General features: G+C 62.5%; 12 protein-coding genes. 4 read left to right on the forward strand and 8 right to left on the reverse strand.

Translation table 11 applies throughout. From position 1 onward, the window contains the following. Positions 1-11: 11 nt before the first annotated feature. Both pstC and pstS read right to left on the reverse strand, forming a co-directional pair. On the reverse strand, positions 12-944 hold the full coding sequence (gene pstC, locus CVS28_RS07480) for a phosphate ABC transporter permease subunit PstC (RefSeq protein WP_103465282.1): 933 nt from the start codon (positions 942-944) through the stop codon (positions 12-14). A 23-nt stretch (positions 945-967) separates the two neighbouring features. Further along, a complete protein-coding gene (gene pstS, locus CVS28_RS07485; protein WP_103465281.1) occupies positions 968-2,086 on the reverse strand; it encodes a phosphate ABC transporter substrate-binding protein PstS in 1,119 nt (372 codons plus the stop codon). Between the two features lie 247 nt (positions 2,087-2,333). Here pstS and CVS28_RS07490 point away from each other — a divergent pair, with 247 nt between their 5' ends. The 3 genes from CVS28_RS07490 (at position 2,334) to disA (ending at position 6,175) form a co-directional block, all read left to right on the forward strand. Further along, positions 2,334-3,467 carry an FUSC family protein gene (locus CVS28_RS07490; RefSeq protein ID WP_103465280.1) on the forward strand — a complete coding sequence of 378 codons (1,134 nt, stop codon included), beginning with the start codon at positions 2,334-2,336 and terminating at the stop codon, positions 3,465-3,467. Between the two features lie 75 nt (positions 3,468-3,542). After that, positions 3,543-4,934 carry a DNA repair protein RadA gene (radA, locus tag CVS28_RS07495; RefSeq protein ID WP_103465279.1) on the forward strand — a complete coding sequence of 464 codons (1,392 nt, stop codon included), beginning with the start codon at positions 3,543-3,545 and terminating at the stop codon, positions 4,932-4,934. Positions 4,935-5,101: 167 nt separating this feature from the next. Beyond that, the gene (gene disA / locus CVS28_RS07500) at positions 5,102-6,175 is read left to right on the forward strand and encodes a DNA integrity scanning diadenylate cyclase DisA (RefSeq protein WP_103465278.1); all 1,074 of its coding nucleotides are present in this window, start codon (positions 5,102-5,104) and stop codon (positions 6,173-6,175) included. Between the two features lie 32 nt (positions 6,176-6,207). On the opposite strand, the gene CVS28_RS07505 is transcribed toward disA, so the two are convergent. Further along, on the reverse strand, positions 6,208-6,864 hold the full coding sequence (locus CVS28_RS07505) for a hypothetical protein (RefSeq protein ID WP_103481146.1): 657 nt from the start codon (positions 6,862-6,864) through the stop codon (positions 6,208-6,210). Between the two features lie 129 nt (positions 6,865-6,993). On the opposite strand from CVS28_RS07505, the gene CVS28_RS07510 reads away from it, so the two are divergent. Then, a complete protein-coding gene (locus tag CVS28_RS07510) occupies positions 6,994-7,905 on the forward strand; it encodes an A/G-specific adenine glycosylase (RefSeq protein WP_423716392.1) in 912 nt (303 codons plus the stop codon). Between the two features lie 182 nt (positions 7,906-8,087). Here CVS28_RS07510 and dhaM read toward each other — a convergent pair whose 3' ends face one another. The 5 genes from dhaM to CVS28_RS07535 all read right to left on the reverse strand — a co-directional run bounded on the left by dhaM (position 8,088) and on the right by CVS28_RS07535 (position 13,702). Further along, positions 8,088-8,786, reverse strand: coding sequence for a dihydroxyacetone kinase phosphoryl donor subunit DhaM (gene dhaM, locus CVS28_RS07515; RefSeq protein WP_103465275.1), 699 nt, complete (start codon positions 8,784-8,786; stop codon positions 8,088-8,090). Beyond that, entirely contained in the window at positions 8,783-9,433 is a 651-nt protein-coding gene (dhaL, locus tag CVS28_RS07520) for a dihydroxyacetone kinase subunit DhaL (RefSeq protein WP_103465274.1), read from the reverse strand. The genes dhaM and dhaL overlap by 4 nt, the downstream gene beginning before the upstream one ends. After that, positions 9,434-10,435 (reverse strand): dihydroxyacetone kinase subunit DhaK, encoded by a 1,002-nt coding sequence (gene dhaK, locus CVS28_RS07525; RefSeq protein WP_103481229.1) that lies wholly within the window; start codon positions 10,433-10,435, stop codon positions 9,434-9,436. Positions 10,436-10,581: 146 nt separating this feature from the next. After that, positions 10,582-11,088, reverse strand: coding sequence for an amino-acid N-acetyltransferase (locus CVS28_RS07530; RefSeq protein ID WP_103465273.1), 507 nt, complete (start codon positions 11,086-11,088; stop codon positions 10,582-10,584). Positions 11,089-11,212: 124 nt separating this feature from the next. Beyond that, positions 11,213-13,702: an ATP-dependent Clp protease ATP-binding subunit gene (locus tag CVS28_RS07535; protein WP_103465272.1), complete on the reverse strand. Its 2,490-nt coding sequence runs from the start codon at positions 13,700-13,702 to the stop codon at positions 11,213-11,215. Positions 13,703-13,795: the final 93 nt, after the last annotated feature.

The following is a 13,795-nucleotide window of genomic DNA, read 5'->3' on the forward strand; positions in this document are numbered from 1 at the left end:
GAGCGTGGCCATTAGTTAGCTCCCGAGAATTCTTTGTGGCGGTTGATGATCCAGCGGGCCACCATGTTTACTGCCAGGGTGATGAGGAAGAGCACCAGGCCTGCTGCGATGAGTTCGTGCATGCGCAGGCCGAAGGCTTCGGGAAAGTCCAGTGCGATCTCGGCGGCAATGGTTTGGTTGCCGGAGCGGATCAGGGAGGCGATCAGGGGTCCTGAGGAAAGGACAAGGGCTACAGCCATGGTTTCACCCAGAGCACGGCCAAGGCCCAGCATGACGGCGCTGATTATGCCGCCGCGGGCAAAAGGTAGAACAGCCATGCGGATCATTTCCCACCGGGTGGCGCCCAACGCCAACGCCGCTTCTTGGTGCAGCATGGGTGCCTGCAGGAAAATCTCCCGGGTAAGTGAGGCAATGATGGGCAGGACCATGACGGCGAGGACAATGCCGGCCGTCAAAATGGTCTTGCCAGTGCTTGAAGCAGGTCCTGCAAAAAGGGGAATCCAGCCCATGTTCTCAGCGAGCCACTGGTACGGCACCTTCAGCTGTGAAGCGAGGAAGCTTGCACCCCAGGCGCCGTAGACAACTGAGGGGATGGCAGCTAGCAGGTCCACCACATATCCCAGGCCACGGGCCAGCTTGCGCGGGGCGTAGTGGGAGATGAACAGGGCCACGGCAATGCCAATGGGTGTGGCAATGAGCAGGGCAATGGTGGCGGCGATGAGCGTGCCAATGACGATGGGGAAGATGTAGGTGAAGAAGCCTTCCCCGCCCGTGATGTCGGCAGCGGGTGCGCTGAAGGTTGGCAACGCCTGGACAACCAGGAACAGGGCCACAGCGAAGAGGACAGCCACAATCAGGGCACCGGCACCCAGTGCCGCACCGGAGAAGACTTTATCTCCGGTGCGGCCTGTTCCGGCTCGACGTGCGAGCTTGGTGGTGGACAATCTAATACCTTTTTGTTTGAGCTTTACTTGGCGACGCTGATGGAGTCGACCGAAGCCTTCGCCTTGGTGGCGAGCGCGGCTGAGAGCGGTGCGCTCTTGGCTGCGTCGGCTGCCTGCTTCTGGCCCTCATCGCTGAGCACGAAGGTGCCGAAGGACTTGACCAGGTCAACGGTTGCGGCGTCCGGGTAGTGCGCGCAGAACACACCGTAGGAGACCAGAACTGCCGGGTAGGCGCCGGCCACAGTGGTGGTGCGGTCCAGCTTCAAGGAAAGATCGTTGGCGGAGCGGCCTTCGACCACCGTTGCGGCGTCAACGGCAATGGCTGCTGCCTCGGCGGTGACGGGGACAAACGTGTCGCCAACCTTCAGCTCAACCTTGCCCAGGGCGTCGGTGACTGCTGAGTCATCGGCGTAGGTGATGGCGCCGGCGGTTTCGGTGGTTGTCTTGACGACGCCGGAGGTGCCCTTGGCATTTTCGCCCGGCAGTGCGGTGGGCCAGTCGCCTGACTTCGCATCTGTCCAGACAGTCTTGGCGGCTGCAGCCAGGTAATCCGTGAAGTTTTCCGTGGTGCCGGAGTTGTCCGAGCGGTGCACGGGGGTGATGGCCAGGTCCGGCAGCGTAGCGTCCGGGTTGGCTGCCTTGATGGCTGCGTCGTTCCAGTTCTTGATGTCGCCGCGGAAGATCTTGGCGATGGTGTCGGCGTCGAGCTTCAAAGCCTTGACACCCTCAACGTTGAACGCAACGGTGATCGGTGAGATGTACCAGGGGACGTTGATGGCGCCGTCGGGCCCGCACTTTTCCTGGGCGGAGACCAGCTCTTCGTCCTTGAGGTACGCATCCGAGCCGGCGAACTGTACGGCGCCTGCAATGAGGGCCTTGCGTCCCGCGCCGGAGCCTTCGGGAGAGTACTGGACCTTGGCGCCGGAGTTGGCGGATTCGAAGCCGGCCTTCCACGCGTCCATGGCTGCTGAGATGGAGCTGGCGCCGGTGCCGGTCAGTGTGCCGGTGACGGTGGGTCCCGCGCTTGCTCCAGTGGTTGCGCCGTTGCCGGTTTCCACCACGTTGTCAGTTCCGCAGGCTGTCAGTGCCAATGCACCGACGGTGAGTACTGCTGCCACGCGGCCAATGTGAAGTGCCTTCACGCGATCTACCTCTTCGTTGGGTTGCTTTCGATTTCTTACTCTTTGACGTTAAGCAACCGAGGTAACGCAACACCCCCACCTAGGTGAACGGAAGGTTAACGCTGCGGGGATTCTTGGTTTTGCTGTACGACGCCGGTCACATCAGTAACCGTTGTTCGCTGGGCGTTGCGCTGTCGCCGGGCGCAAAAGCCGTGGGCCAGCGCAAGCCCATCGGGTGTTTGGCCCGGTGAAGCATAGACTTGGCACCATGCCCGAGTCAGCCCCGGCAAAGCACACAAAGCCGGCAGCAACAGTACGTTTCCTGAAACGTCGCGCCCGTTTAGGGTTGCGCCGCAGCTACGGTTCAGTGGTCCAGGCCCTGATGATGACCGTCTGCGCAGTGGGCGCCTACTACTTCTCCGAACTGGTTTTGGGGCATCAAGGCCCCTTGTTTGCTGCCACCAGCGCCATTATTGCCCTTGGCTTTACCAGGGATCCGCGTCTTCGCCGGGTACTGGAGGTGGGAATGGGCTGCACCCTTGGCATTGCGGTGGGTGACGTCCTGGTGCATTGGCTGGGTCCTGGCATTTGGCAGGCGGCACTGGTGCTTTTTCTGTCCATCCTGCTGGCACGGTTCTTGGACACTGGCGCCATCTTCACCACCCAACTGGCGCTCCAGTCCCTGCTGGTAGTTTTGCTGCCCATGCCGGCAGGTGGGCCATTCACCCGCAGCATTGACGCCATCGTGGGTGGTTGTTTCGCCCTGGCGGCAACGTTCCTGCTGCCCCGGGATCCGCGGCGGGAGCCCAAGGAGGACCTCAAGGAAGTCCTCGGCGAGTTGTCGCTTGTGTTGCGTGAATGCGCTTCCGCCCTTTCCTACAACGATTCCACCACGGCCTGGCACGCCCTGGTGAGAGCCCGCAGCCAACAACCACGCATCGATGCCATGCGCCAAGGCTTGCGCGGCTCTGTGGAAATTGCCAGATTGTCGCCCATGTACAGGCGCCATTTCCAGGAAGTGGAGGGGATGGCCAAGTTGATGGTCCGGGTTGACTATGCCATGCGTTCCAGTCGGGTCTTTGCCCGTCGGCTGGCCAGCACCATCAACAATGCGGCACTGTCCGAGGCCGGCAGCGTTCACCTTGGAGAAATCATGAGCGAATGCGCATCAGCTGTGGATGAGCTCGCTGCAGCGGTTTCTGACACTACGTCCAGGGCCACCCTCAGTCATGCCCGCGATTCGCTCGCCGACATTGCCATGAGGCTGCACCCGAACAAGCTGGAAATCTCACGGATGGAGGGCGAAGCCCTTGTGCTGCTCTTGCGTCCACTGGTGGTGGATCTTCTGGAGGCGGCCCAGATGGATCCTTCCGAAGCCCGGGATTTGCTGCCCGAACTTTAGTTTTCTGCGCGAACTTATCCACAGCGCCTTGGGCACCAGCAGCATCATGTCAGTGCCCGGCGCTAGGGTTGAGTCATGGCAACAAAGAGCGCAAAGACCAACTCAGGGCAAAACTTCCGTTGCGGCGAATGTGGCTGGACGGCCGTCAAATGGGTGGGCCGCTGCGGCGAATGCCAGGCTTGGGGCACGCTGGAGGAAATCGGCATGGTCGTCATCAGGACCACCGCCGCCACCACAGTTGTCCGGCCTGCCCAGCTCATCTCCGAGGTGGATGCCTCCAAGGCAGCCCACAATCTCACGGGTGTGCCGGAGCTTGACCGCGTCCTGGGCGGCGGCATGGTGCCAGGTGCCGTGATCCTGCTGGCGGGGGAACCCGGCGTCGGAAAATCAACGCTGCTGCTGGATGTTGCGGCAAAGTTTGCCCGCAATGAGCATGGCCGCGAACCCAAAAAGGTCCTGTACCTGACGGGTGAGGAATCTGCCGCCCAGGTGAAATTGCGGGCCGAACGCATTGGCGCCGTGGCCGATACCTTGTATTTGGGTGCCGAAACCGATCTTGGCACGGCGCTTGGCCAGGTGGAGGCCGTGCAGCCCGCCCTGTTGATTGTGGATTCGGTACAGACTTTCAGCAGCGCCATGGTTGACGGCAGTGCCGGCGGGGTGTCGCAGGTGCGCGAGGTTGCGGCGTCGCTCATTGCAGCAGCCAAACGCCTGAACATGACAACTCTGCTGGTGGGCCACGTGACCAAGGACGGCTCCATTGCCGGGCCCCGCCTGCTGGAGCACCTGGTGGATGTTGTGTGCCAGTTCGACGGCGAACGCCACTCCCGTCTGCGTCTGCTGCGTGCGGTCAAGAACCGTTACGGCCAAACCGATGAGGTGGGCTGTTTTGACCTCACCGACAACGGCATTGAAGGCCTGGCCGATCCCAGCGGCTTGTTTACCTCCCGCACCTCCCAGCCCGTTTCCGGCACCTGCATCACGGTGACCATGGAGGGCCGCCGGCCGTTGCTGGCTGAGGTGCAGGCACTACTGACCCCGGCACTGGGTTCCTCGCCCCGCCGCACGGTTTCCGGCCTGGATTCGACCCGCATTGGCATGTTGCTTGCCGTGCTGCAGCAAAGGGCCGGACTGCGCTTGGATGCTGACGACAGCTACGTGGCAACAGTGGGCGGCGCCAAGCTCTCCGAACCGGCCATGGATCTGGCCGTGGCCTTGTCCATTGTGTCCGCCAAAACCAACAAGCCGGTCCACGGCAAGATGGTGGCGTTTGGCGAGGTGGGTCTGGCCGGGGAGGTCCGCCCCGTGCCGGGCATCAATCAGCGCATCCAGGAGGCCAGCCGGTTGGGTTACACCCACGCCCTGGTCCCGTTGAGCTCAACGGGGCCCGGCCCCATTCCGCCGGACTTCACAGTGAAGGAAATCGAGCACATCGCAGAGGCGACGGAACTGTTGCTCCACGGCTAAAGCGAGCTCCGCCGACGCCGTCTGTTGTCCCGAAATTGCGCGAAAACGGCACATTTCCACGACTGGCTGGCTAAAAGGCCAATCCAGCCGGAAAACACGGCTACTTCCCACTATTATGGGCATTGTGACTTGCGCGGATTCCCGTGCTCGAAAAGAAGGAACCGCCCATGCTCCGCAGCCCCGAAGAGGCTTTGAAAGCCACTCTTGCCCGTGTCGCGCCGGGAACGCCGTTGCGTGATGGACTGGAACGAATTCTTCGAGGCCGCACGGGCGCACTGATTGTGCTCGGCTCGGACAAAACCATTGACAGCCTGTGCTCCGGCGGCTTTGAGATCGGCATTGACTTTGCCCCCACAAGTCTGCGTGAACTGGCCAAAATGGACGGCGCTATTGTGTGCGACAAGGACGTCACCAAAATTATTCGGGCAGCCGTCCAGCTGGTGCCGGACCCGAGCATTGAAACCCAGGAATCTGGAACCCGCCACCGAACCGCGGAGCGGGTGGCCATTCAAACCGGTGTACCTGTTGTTTCGGTCAGCCAGTCCATGCAGATCATTGCCTTGTACGTGGACGGGCTGCGCTACGTTTTGGAGGGTTCAGAAAAGGTCCTGGCCCGCGCCAACCAGGCCCTGGCCACCCTGGAACGCTACCGCGCGCGCCTGGACCAGGTGACAAGTTCACTCTCCGCCCTGGAGATCGAGGCCATGGTCACTGTCCGCGATGTTGCCGTCACCTTGCAGCGCCATGAGATGGTGCGCCGAATCTCGGAAGAAATCGCCCAATACGTGCTGGAACTCGGCGTGGACGGGCGCCTGCTCTCCTTGCAACTGGAGGAACTCTCCACCACCCGCGGCTCCGGAGCTGACATGGTGATTCGCGACTACACGGTCCCGGAGACAACGGATGTGGATGCTGCTGTAGCGGCGCTTCAAGAGATCGATCAAGCGGATTTGATCAACCTGAACCTCATTGCCAACATTGTTGGCCTGACCACCGGGGGCAACGATTCCCTGGACATCATGATCCAGCCGCGCGGATACCGCTTGGTGTCGGGCTTGAAGGCCGTGCCCGGTGCAGTGGCCGGGCGCCTGGTTGACCACTTTGGCGGGCTGCAGAACTTGATGGCAGCCACCATTGATGAGCTCATGGTTGTGGATGGCATCGGTGAACTGCGTGCACGCAACGTGCGCGAGGGCCTGTCGCGTATTGCCGAAGCCAGCCTGCTGGACCGTTTCCTGTAACCCCGCGTCCCCGGCCACCAAGGCAGCCGCCCCTATTGCAGCGTGAACGTCACCGGTTCACTGGACCATTTGCCAAGTTTTGCCACAAACGCATAGGTGCCGCCTGAGCGCCCCGGTTCAACGGCAACCTTGGCGCAGCCGGGGGCGCTGCGCTTCACCTTCCAGACAAAATTGGCGGTCTCGGAAGCTCCCGGTGCCAAATTTTTCACCAAGTCAGTTGCGTCCAGCTGGCAGTGCATCGAATTAAAGATGACGTCTTCGCCACTGGTGATCTGGAATTCCATCTGGCTGGTGCCCACGTTGATGTCGCACGGGGACTTTCCTGAGTTGGTCACACGCAGCGTCAGGACGGGGAATTCCTCGGGACCGTAAGCCGGCTTGTCCACAGTGGCGGTTACCTTGATCCCGGCTTCATCACACACGGCTGCCGGCGGCGTGCCCGGTTTCACTGCCGGTTTGGCTTTCGCTGAGCTGGTGCTGGCCGGTTCGGCATTGCTGGTTGGCGCAGAGCCGCTACTCAATAGTCCTGAGATGAAAATTCCGCCGGCTATCAGCCCCGCGATGATCAACAGGACCAGCACACCCGCCACTTGGCGGCGCCTGCGGTACACCTTGTCCGAAACTGGCTGCCTGCTGGCAGGCACGGGTGCGGGGCCCCTGCCGCCTGTTGAATTCCCTTGCTCACCCACCTATCCAGAGTATCGAAGGGCCGGCCGCCTTGGCGCCAACCACGCCGCCAGCCAGCATGTGAACCACGCCGCGTGACTTAGAGTTGAACTGCCGCTTTGGGCGAAGCCAGCGGCGCAGCGAAGGGAGATGTGGTGCATCAGGAAATCACGCGATGGTTCGGGCAACAGGCCAGGGATCTGCCGTGGCGCAGGGACTGCTCGGCGTGGGGCATCCTGGTCAGCGAAATCATGCTCCAACAAACGCCGGTGGTCCGTGTGCAGCCCGTCTGGGAGGAGTGGATGGAGCGCTGGCCCACCCCTGCGGATTTTGCCGCCGCTCCGGCCGCCGATGTCCTGCGGGCTTGGGGGCGGCTGGGATACCCCCGCCGGGCCTTGCGCCTGCATGCCGCCGCTGCGCGGATTCTTGAGGAGCACGACGGCGCAGTCCCGGACACTTACCCGGAACTTCTGGCCCTTCCCGGCGTGGGGACGTACACAGCGGCGGCCGTTGCCGCTTTTGCGTTTGGCCGGCGCACAACAGTTGTGGACACCAACATTCGCCGTGTTCATGCCCGGCTGGTCATTGGTCAGGCGCTCCCCGCCCCGGCCCTCACAGCCGCTGAAACAGCCCTGGCCACGGACCTGCTACCGGAAGATGCTGACGAATCGGTGCTGTGGAATGCGGCCGTGATGGAACTTGGTGCCGTCATCTGCACGGCACGCAGCCCAAAGTGCGATCTGTGCCCCGTACTGGAGAAGTGCGCATGGATTGCAGCCGGCCAGCCGGAGCCCACATACATTCCCAAGGGCCAGCCGTGGGCCGGGACCGACAGGCAGGTGCGCGGTGCGGTCATGGCCGTGTTGCGTGCCGCCAGCTCCCCCGTTCACGCCGATCTGTTCTGGGACTCCGTGGCCGCACAAGTCCACGCCGAAACGGCCCCCGCGCTGCGCAAGCTGCACGACCTCAACACCCACGCCCCGCAGCTTGAGCGCGCCCTGGCTGGCCTGCTCTCCGACGGACTGGCCCAACTCTCCGAAACCGGCTACCACCTCCCCCACTGATCGAGCCTGTCGAGATCAAGGTCTCAACAGGCTCGACCACCGAACCGACAAGCTTGACCACCGGCAGCGGCGGGACCGGTGTTTCCGGAGGCGACGTCAGGGAGGCCGGAGGCCGCCCGCGGCCGAGGGCCGGAAAGTCGCCGAGGAAATGCCGGTTCCGCCGCCGATGCGTAGCCGGGGACTTAGATCTCGCCGAAGCCGGCCTCGACTTCCCGGCGCACCAGGTCCACGGCGCGCTTGGCGTCGGGCCCGGTGGCGGAGATGTTCAGCTCGGCGCCTTGGCCCGCGCCCAGAGTCATCAGCATCATGACGGATTGTCCGTCCACACCGTTGATCTCTATCTCCACGTCCATGGCACCGAGTTCCCCGGCCAACACGGCAGCTGGGCGGGCGTGCAGGCCCATCGGGTTGATCAACGTGACAACTGCCGTCACGGCGCCGGCTTCCCCCGCGTCAGCCGTCGATGGGAGCGCGGTAGCGGTGCCGCCAGCAGGGGATGCTGCCACGGGATTAAGCGCCGTCTCGGCTGCCTTGCACACAACATCCAGGGCTGCCCCTGACTGCGCCGCAACGGCTGCAGCGATGGAGCCCTCCACCAGTGGCGCGTTGGCCAACAGAACAGTATCCGGGTTGCCCATGAACTCTAGGGCGGACTCTGCGGTCATGACGGCCGAACCCAAGTCGGTGAGAACCACAGCACCGGCGCCCGTGTCAGCCAGACCCAAGGCTGTCATGACCTTGTCCAGGGACGTCCCAATGCCGCCGTCGTCCATTCCGCCGGCGGGGATCAACACCACATCGGGGGCCATTTGAGCGGCCAGCTCCACCACCCCGGCCGCCAGTTGGACGCTGTGGGAGACGATCACCAGGCCGACGCTCATGCGCCAGCCCCCGCAGCATTGGCTGCAGCGCGCAGGATCAGCGCGGAGGAGGCCGCACCCGGATCGCGGTGGCCCATGGCACGCTCCCCCAAGTAGCTGGCCCGGCCCTTGCGCGCAATCAAGGGATCGGTGCTCACGGCTCCAGACTCGGCGGCGGTTGCTGCAGCATCCAGCACAGCGGCCGGTCCAGCCCCTGCCGCGGCTGCGGCCACCGCGGCATCGACTGCCGGAGTCCAGGCGTCGATCATGGTTTTGTCGCCTACCTCGGCTTTGCCACGGGCCACCACGCCGTCTCGGGCTGCGCCCAGGGCGGCACCGAGCATGGCCGCATCCAGTTCCGCAGCATCGCCAACGGTTGTGGCCGCACGCAAGAACGCCGTGCCGTACAGGGGCCCGGCGGCGCCGCCCACCTTGGACATCAAGGTCATGGCAGCCAGCTTGAAGGCTGCTCCCGGAGTTGCTGGCGCCTGCGCATCCAAGGCCTCGAGGACGGCGCTGAAGCCGCGGTCAAGGTTCTCCCCGTGATCGCCGTCGCCAATGACCCTGTCCAGCTCAATCAGGGCCATGCGGTTTTCCGCGACAACGGCTGCGCTGCGGCGCAACCAGTCAATGGCCCAGTCAACAGTGAGAAAAGTTGAGTCCGCCATTTACATCCCCCAGCGAAGAGCAGGTGTGTTGACGGGAGCGTCCCACAGGGCAGTCATTTCATCATCCAGGCGCAGAACTGAAATGGAGCAGCCCTGCATTTCCAGTGCCGTGATGTAGTTGCCCACCAGCGAACGTTCCACCACCAGCCCGGCATCTGCGAGAACCTTGGCGGCGCGCCTGTAAACGATGTACAGCTCGCTGGCGGGTGTGCCTCCCATGCCGTTGACAAACAAAAGCACCTTGTCCCCCGCCACCGGTGCCAGGTCGGTCAGAATGGGTTGGAGCAGCCTGTCCGTGATGCCATCGGCGTTCTCCATGGGAATCTTGTGGCGGCCAGGCTCGCCGTGGATGCCAATACCAATCTCAATCTCGTCCTCGGCCAGCGCAAAGCTGGGCACGCCCGCGTGCGGGACAGTGCAGGCAGAGAGGGCCACGCCCATGCTGCGCACGTTGTCGTTGACGCGCTGGCCAATCGCGGCAACTGAATCCAGGTCATCACCGCGTTCGGCGGCGGCGCCGGCAATCTTTTCCACCAGCACGGTGCCGCCCACGCCGCGGCGCCCGGCCGTGTACAGCGAATCTTCCACGGCAACGTCGTCGTTCACCAACACGGTGCGGACTTCAACGCCTTCAGCCTGGGCCATTTCGGCCGCCGTTTCGAAGTTGAGGACATCGCCCGTGTAGTTCTTTACGATGTGGACCACACCGGCACCTGAGTCCGCTGCCAGGGTGGCGGGAATGATGGCATCCGGTGTGGGGGAGGTAAACATGGCCCCGGGCACTGCCGCATCCAGCATTCCGTAGCCAACATATCCTGCGTGCAAGGGCTCATGGCCGCTGCCGCCGCCGGATATCAAGCCGACCTTGCCAGCTTTGGGTGCCTGTTTACGCGTGACAAACAAGGGGTCGGGGTGCACAGTGACGTGGGCAGCGTGCGCCAGCCCAAATCCTTCCACCGATTCGTTGACTACAGTCTTGGGATCATTGATGAGCTTTTTCACGGCCAAACCCTCCGAAATCACGCAGCGAACATTGCAGACGCGCGGATAATTCGCATGCCTTGCCTTGAACCCTACCCGGGGAGATTGCCTGTTGCTAGGGGCTGCACCGGGCACGGAAACTGTTTCGGCCAGGCAGCCGCTGGCTCCTAGAGGTGGCGGATCATCCGCGTGTTGCCCAACGTGTTGGGTTTGACCCTGGCCAGGTCAAGGAATTCGGCAACACCCTCATCGGCGGAGCGCAGCAGCTCTGAGTAAACTGCCGGATCTATCGCACCCTGATCGGCCATGACTTCAAAGCCGTGCCGGATGAAGAAATCAACTTCAAAGGTTAGGCAGAATACTCGGCTGACCCCCAGAGCCCGGGCCCGCTCCAGGAGCTGCTCCACCAGCGTGCGGCCAATCCCTTTGCCGCGCCAGGCGTCGGCGCTGGCGAGCGTCCGGATTTCGGCGAGGTCTTCCCACATGACGTGCAGGGCACCGCAGCCAACCGTCTCGCCGTCGATCTCCGCTATGAGGAATTCCTGGATGCCTTCAAAGTAGGTGACGGACTCCTTGGAGATCAAGATTCGCTTCTCGGCCAGCGGCGCCACCAGGTCCTTGATGGCGTGGACGTCTGAGGTGCGTGCGGGGCGAATAGTTAGAGCTGAAGTCACTGGATTAGTCTATGACCCTTGGCGGCGCTCCTGTGACGGGCACCCTTGAGCCCCACTCGGCCCGCCGTGCAAAAAATAAAGGGCGCACAAGCTGTGCAGCTTGTGCGCCCTTTATTGTGTTTCGCTATGCGGAGGCTGTGATGGCGTCCGGGATGTGCGGCTTGGCCGTGCCCACGAACGTGAACTTGGCGTCGTCGCCCTCGCCCTCAACTCCAACGGTGACAATGTCCCCGTCCTTGAGTTCGCCGAAGAGGATCTTCTCCGAGAGGTGGTCCTCGATCTCGCGCTGGATGGTGCGGCGCAGCGGCCGTGCACCCATGGCGGGGTCGTAGCCCTTGGTGGCGAGCAGGATCTTGGCTGCGGGTGTGAGCACAATGCCCATGCCCTTGTCAGCCAGACGGGCCTCCAGGCGTGCCACCATCAGGTCAACGATCTCGATGATCTCGTCCTGGGTGAGCTGCGGGAACACCACAACGTCATCCACACGGTTCAAGAACTCGGGGCGGAAGTGCTGCTTGAGCTCTTGGGTGACCCGTGCCCGCATCCGGTTGTAGCCGGTCTGCGTGTCCGAACCCTGCTGGAAGCCAGTGGCGATCGACTTGGAAATATCGCGCGTCCCCAGGTTGGTGGTCATGATGATGATGGTGTTCTTGAAGTCCACCACACGGCCCTGGCTGTCGGTGAGACGGCCATCTTCCAGGATCTGCAACAAGGAGTTGAACAGGTCGGCGTGCGCCTTTTCAACCTCATCGAAGAGCACTACGGAGAACGGGCGACGGCGGACCTTCTCGGTCAGCTGCCCACCTTCCTCGTAGCCAACATAGCCAGGAGGTGCACCGAACAAACGGGAAACGGTGTGCTTTTCCGAGTACTCGGACATGTCCAAGGTGATGAGTGCGTCTTCGTCACCGAAGAGGAACTCGGCAAGAGCCTTGGCCAGCTCAGTCTTACCAACACCCGTGGGGCCGGCAAAGATGAATGAGCCGCCGGGGCGCTTGGGATCCTTCAACCCTGATCGGGTGCGTCGGATGGCCTGCGAGATGGACTTGATGGCCTCATTCTGACCAACCACACGCTTGTGCAGCTCGTCTTCCATCTTGAGCAGACGCGTGGACTCGGCCTCGGTCAGCTTGAAGACGGGGATGCCTGTGGAGTTGGCAAGCACCTCGGCGATGAGTTCTTCATCCACCTCGGAGATTTCATCCAAGCCACCGGTCTTCCAGAGGCGCTCCTTGTCAGCGCGGGCAACAATGAGCTTCTGCTCGTCGTCGCGCAGCGCAGCGGCCCCCTCAAAGTCCTGGGCGTCAATGGCGTCTTCCTTGCGCTTCTTGACCACGGCAATTTCAACATCCATGGCCTTGAGCTCGGGCGGCGCCGTCATGCGGCGAATGCGCAGACGCGCACCTGCCTCATCGATCAAGTCAATGGCCTTGTCAGGCAGGAACCTGTCACTGATGTACCGGTCCGCCAATGTGGCAGCAGCGCTCAGGGCACCATCTGTGATGGAGACACGGTGGTGCGCCTCGTAGCGGTCACGCAGGCCCTTGAGGATCTCAATGGTCAGCGGAACTGTGGGTTCCTGCACCTGGATGGGCTGGAAACGTCGTTCCAGGGCCGCATCCTTTTCAATGTGCTTGCGGTACTCATCGAGCGTTGTGGCACCAATGGTCTGCAGTTCCCCGCGAGCCAGCATGGGCTTGAGGATGGATGCAGCATCAATGGCACCTTCGGCCGCACCGGCACCAACAAGTGTGTGGATCTCATCGATGAACAAGATGATGTCACCACGGGTGCGGATTTCCTTGAGGACCTTCTTCAGGCGCTCCTCAAAGTCACCGCGGTAGCGTGAACCGGCAACCAGCGAACCAAGGTCAAGGGTGTACAGCTGCTTGTCCTTGATGGTCTCGGGCACGTCGCCGCGCACAATGGCCTGCGCCAGACCTTCCACAACAGCTGTCTTGCCCACGCCCGGCTCACCAATGAGCACAGGGTTGTTCTTGGTGCGGCGGGAGAGGATCTGCATGACGCGTTCCATCTCATGCTCGCGCCCAATAACAGGGTCGAGTTTGTTTTCCCGGGCTGCCTGGGTCAGGTTGCGGCCAAACTGGTCCAGAACCACGGAGCCGGCGGGCTGACCTTCAGGCTGGCCGCCACCGCTGGCTGCAGGCTCTTTGCCCTGGTAGCCGGAGAGCAGCTGGATGACCTGCTGGCGCACACGGGCCAGGTCGGCACCGAGCTTGACCAGCACCTGCGCTGCGACGCCTTCACCTTCACGGATTAGCCCCAGCAGGATGTGCTCGGTGCCAATGTAGTTGTGGCCCAATTGCAGGGCCTCACGCAGCGAAAGTTCCAGGACTTTCTTGGCGCGCGGGGTGAAGGGAATGTGCCCGCTGGGAGCTTGCTGCCCCTGGCCAATAATCTCTTGGACCTGTTCCCGGACACCATCAAGGGAGATGTTCAAGGACTCTAAGGCCTTTGCGGCAACACCTTCACCCTCGTGGATGAGGCCGAGCAGAATATGCTCCGTGCCGATGTAATTGTGGTTGAGCATGCGGGCCTCTTCTTGGGCCAGCACAACAACACGTCGGGCTCGATCAGTAAATCGCTCAAACATTTCGCCACACTCCTTTTACTGCGTACTTTGATGCTACGCAGTACCCGGCCACTATGGGGCCGTGTTCGCCACAGGGGAAATAGCAAGTTGGTG

The sequence above is a fragment of the Arthrobacter glacialis genome, from assembly GCF_002909415.1.
Classification (GTDB): domain Bacteria; phylum Actinomycetota; class Actinomycetes; order Actinomycetales; family Micrococcaceae; genus Specibacter; species Specibacter glacialis.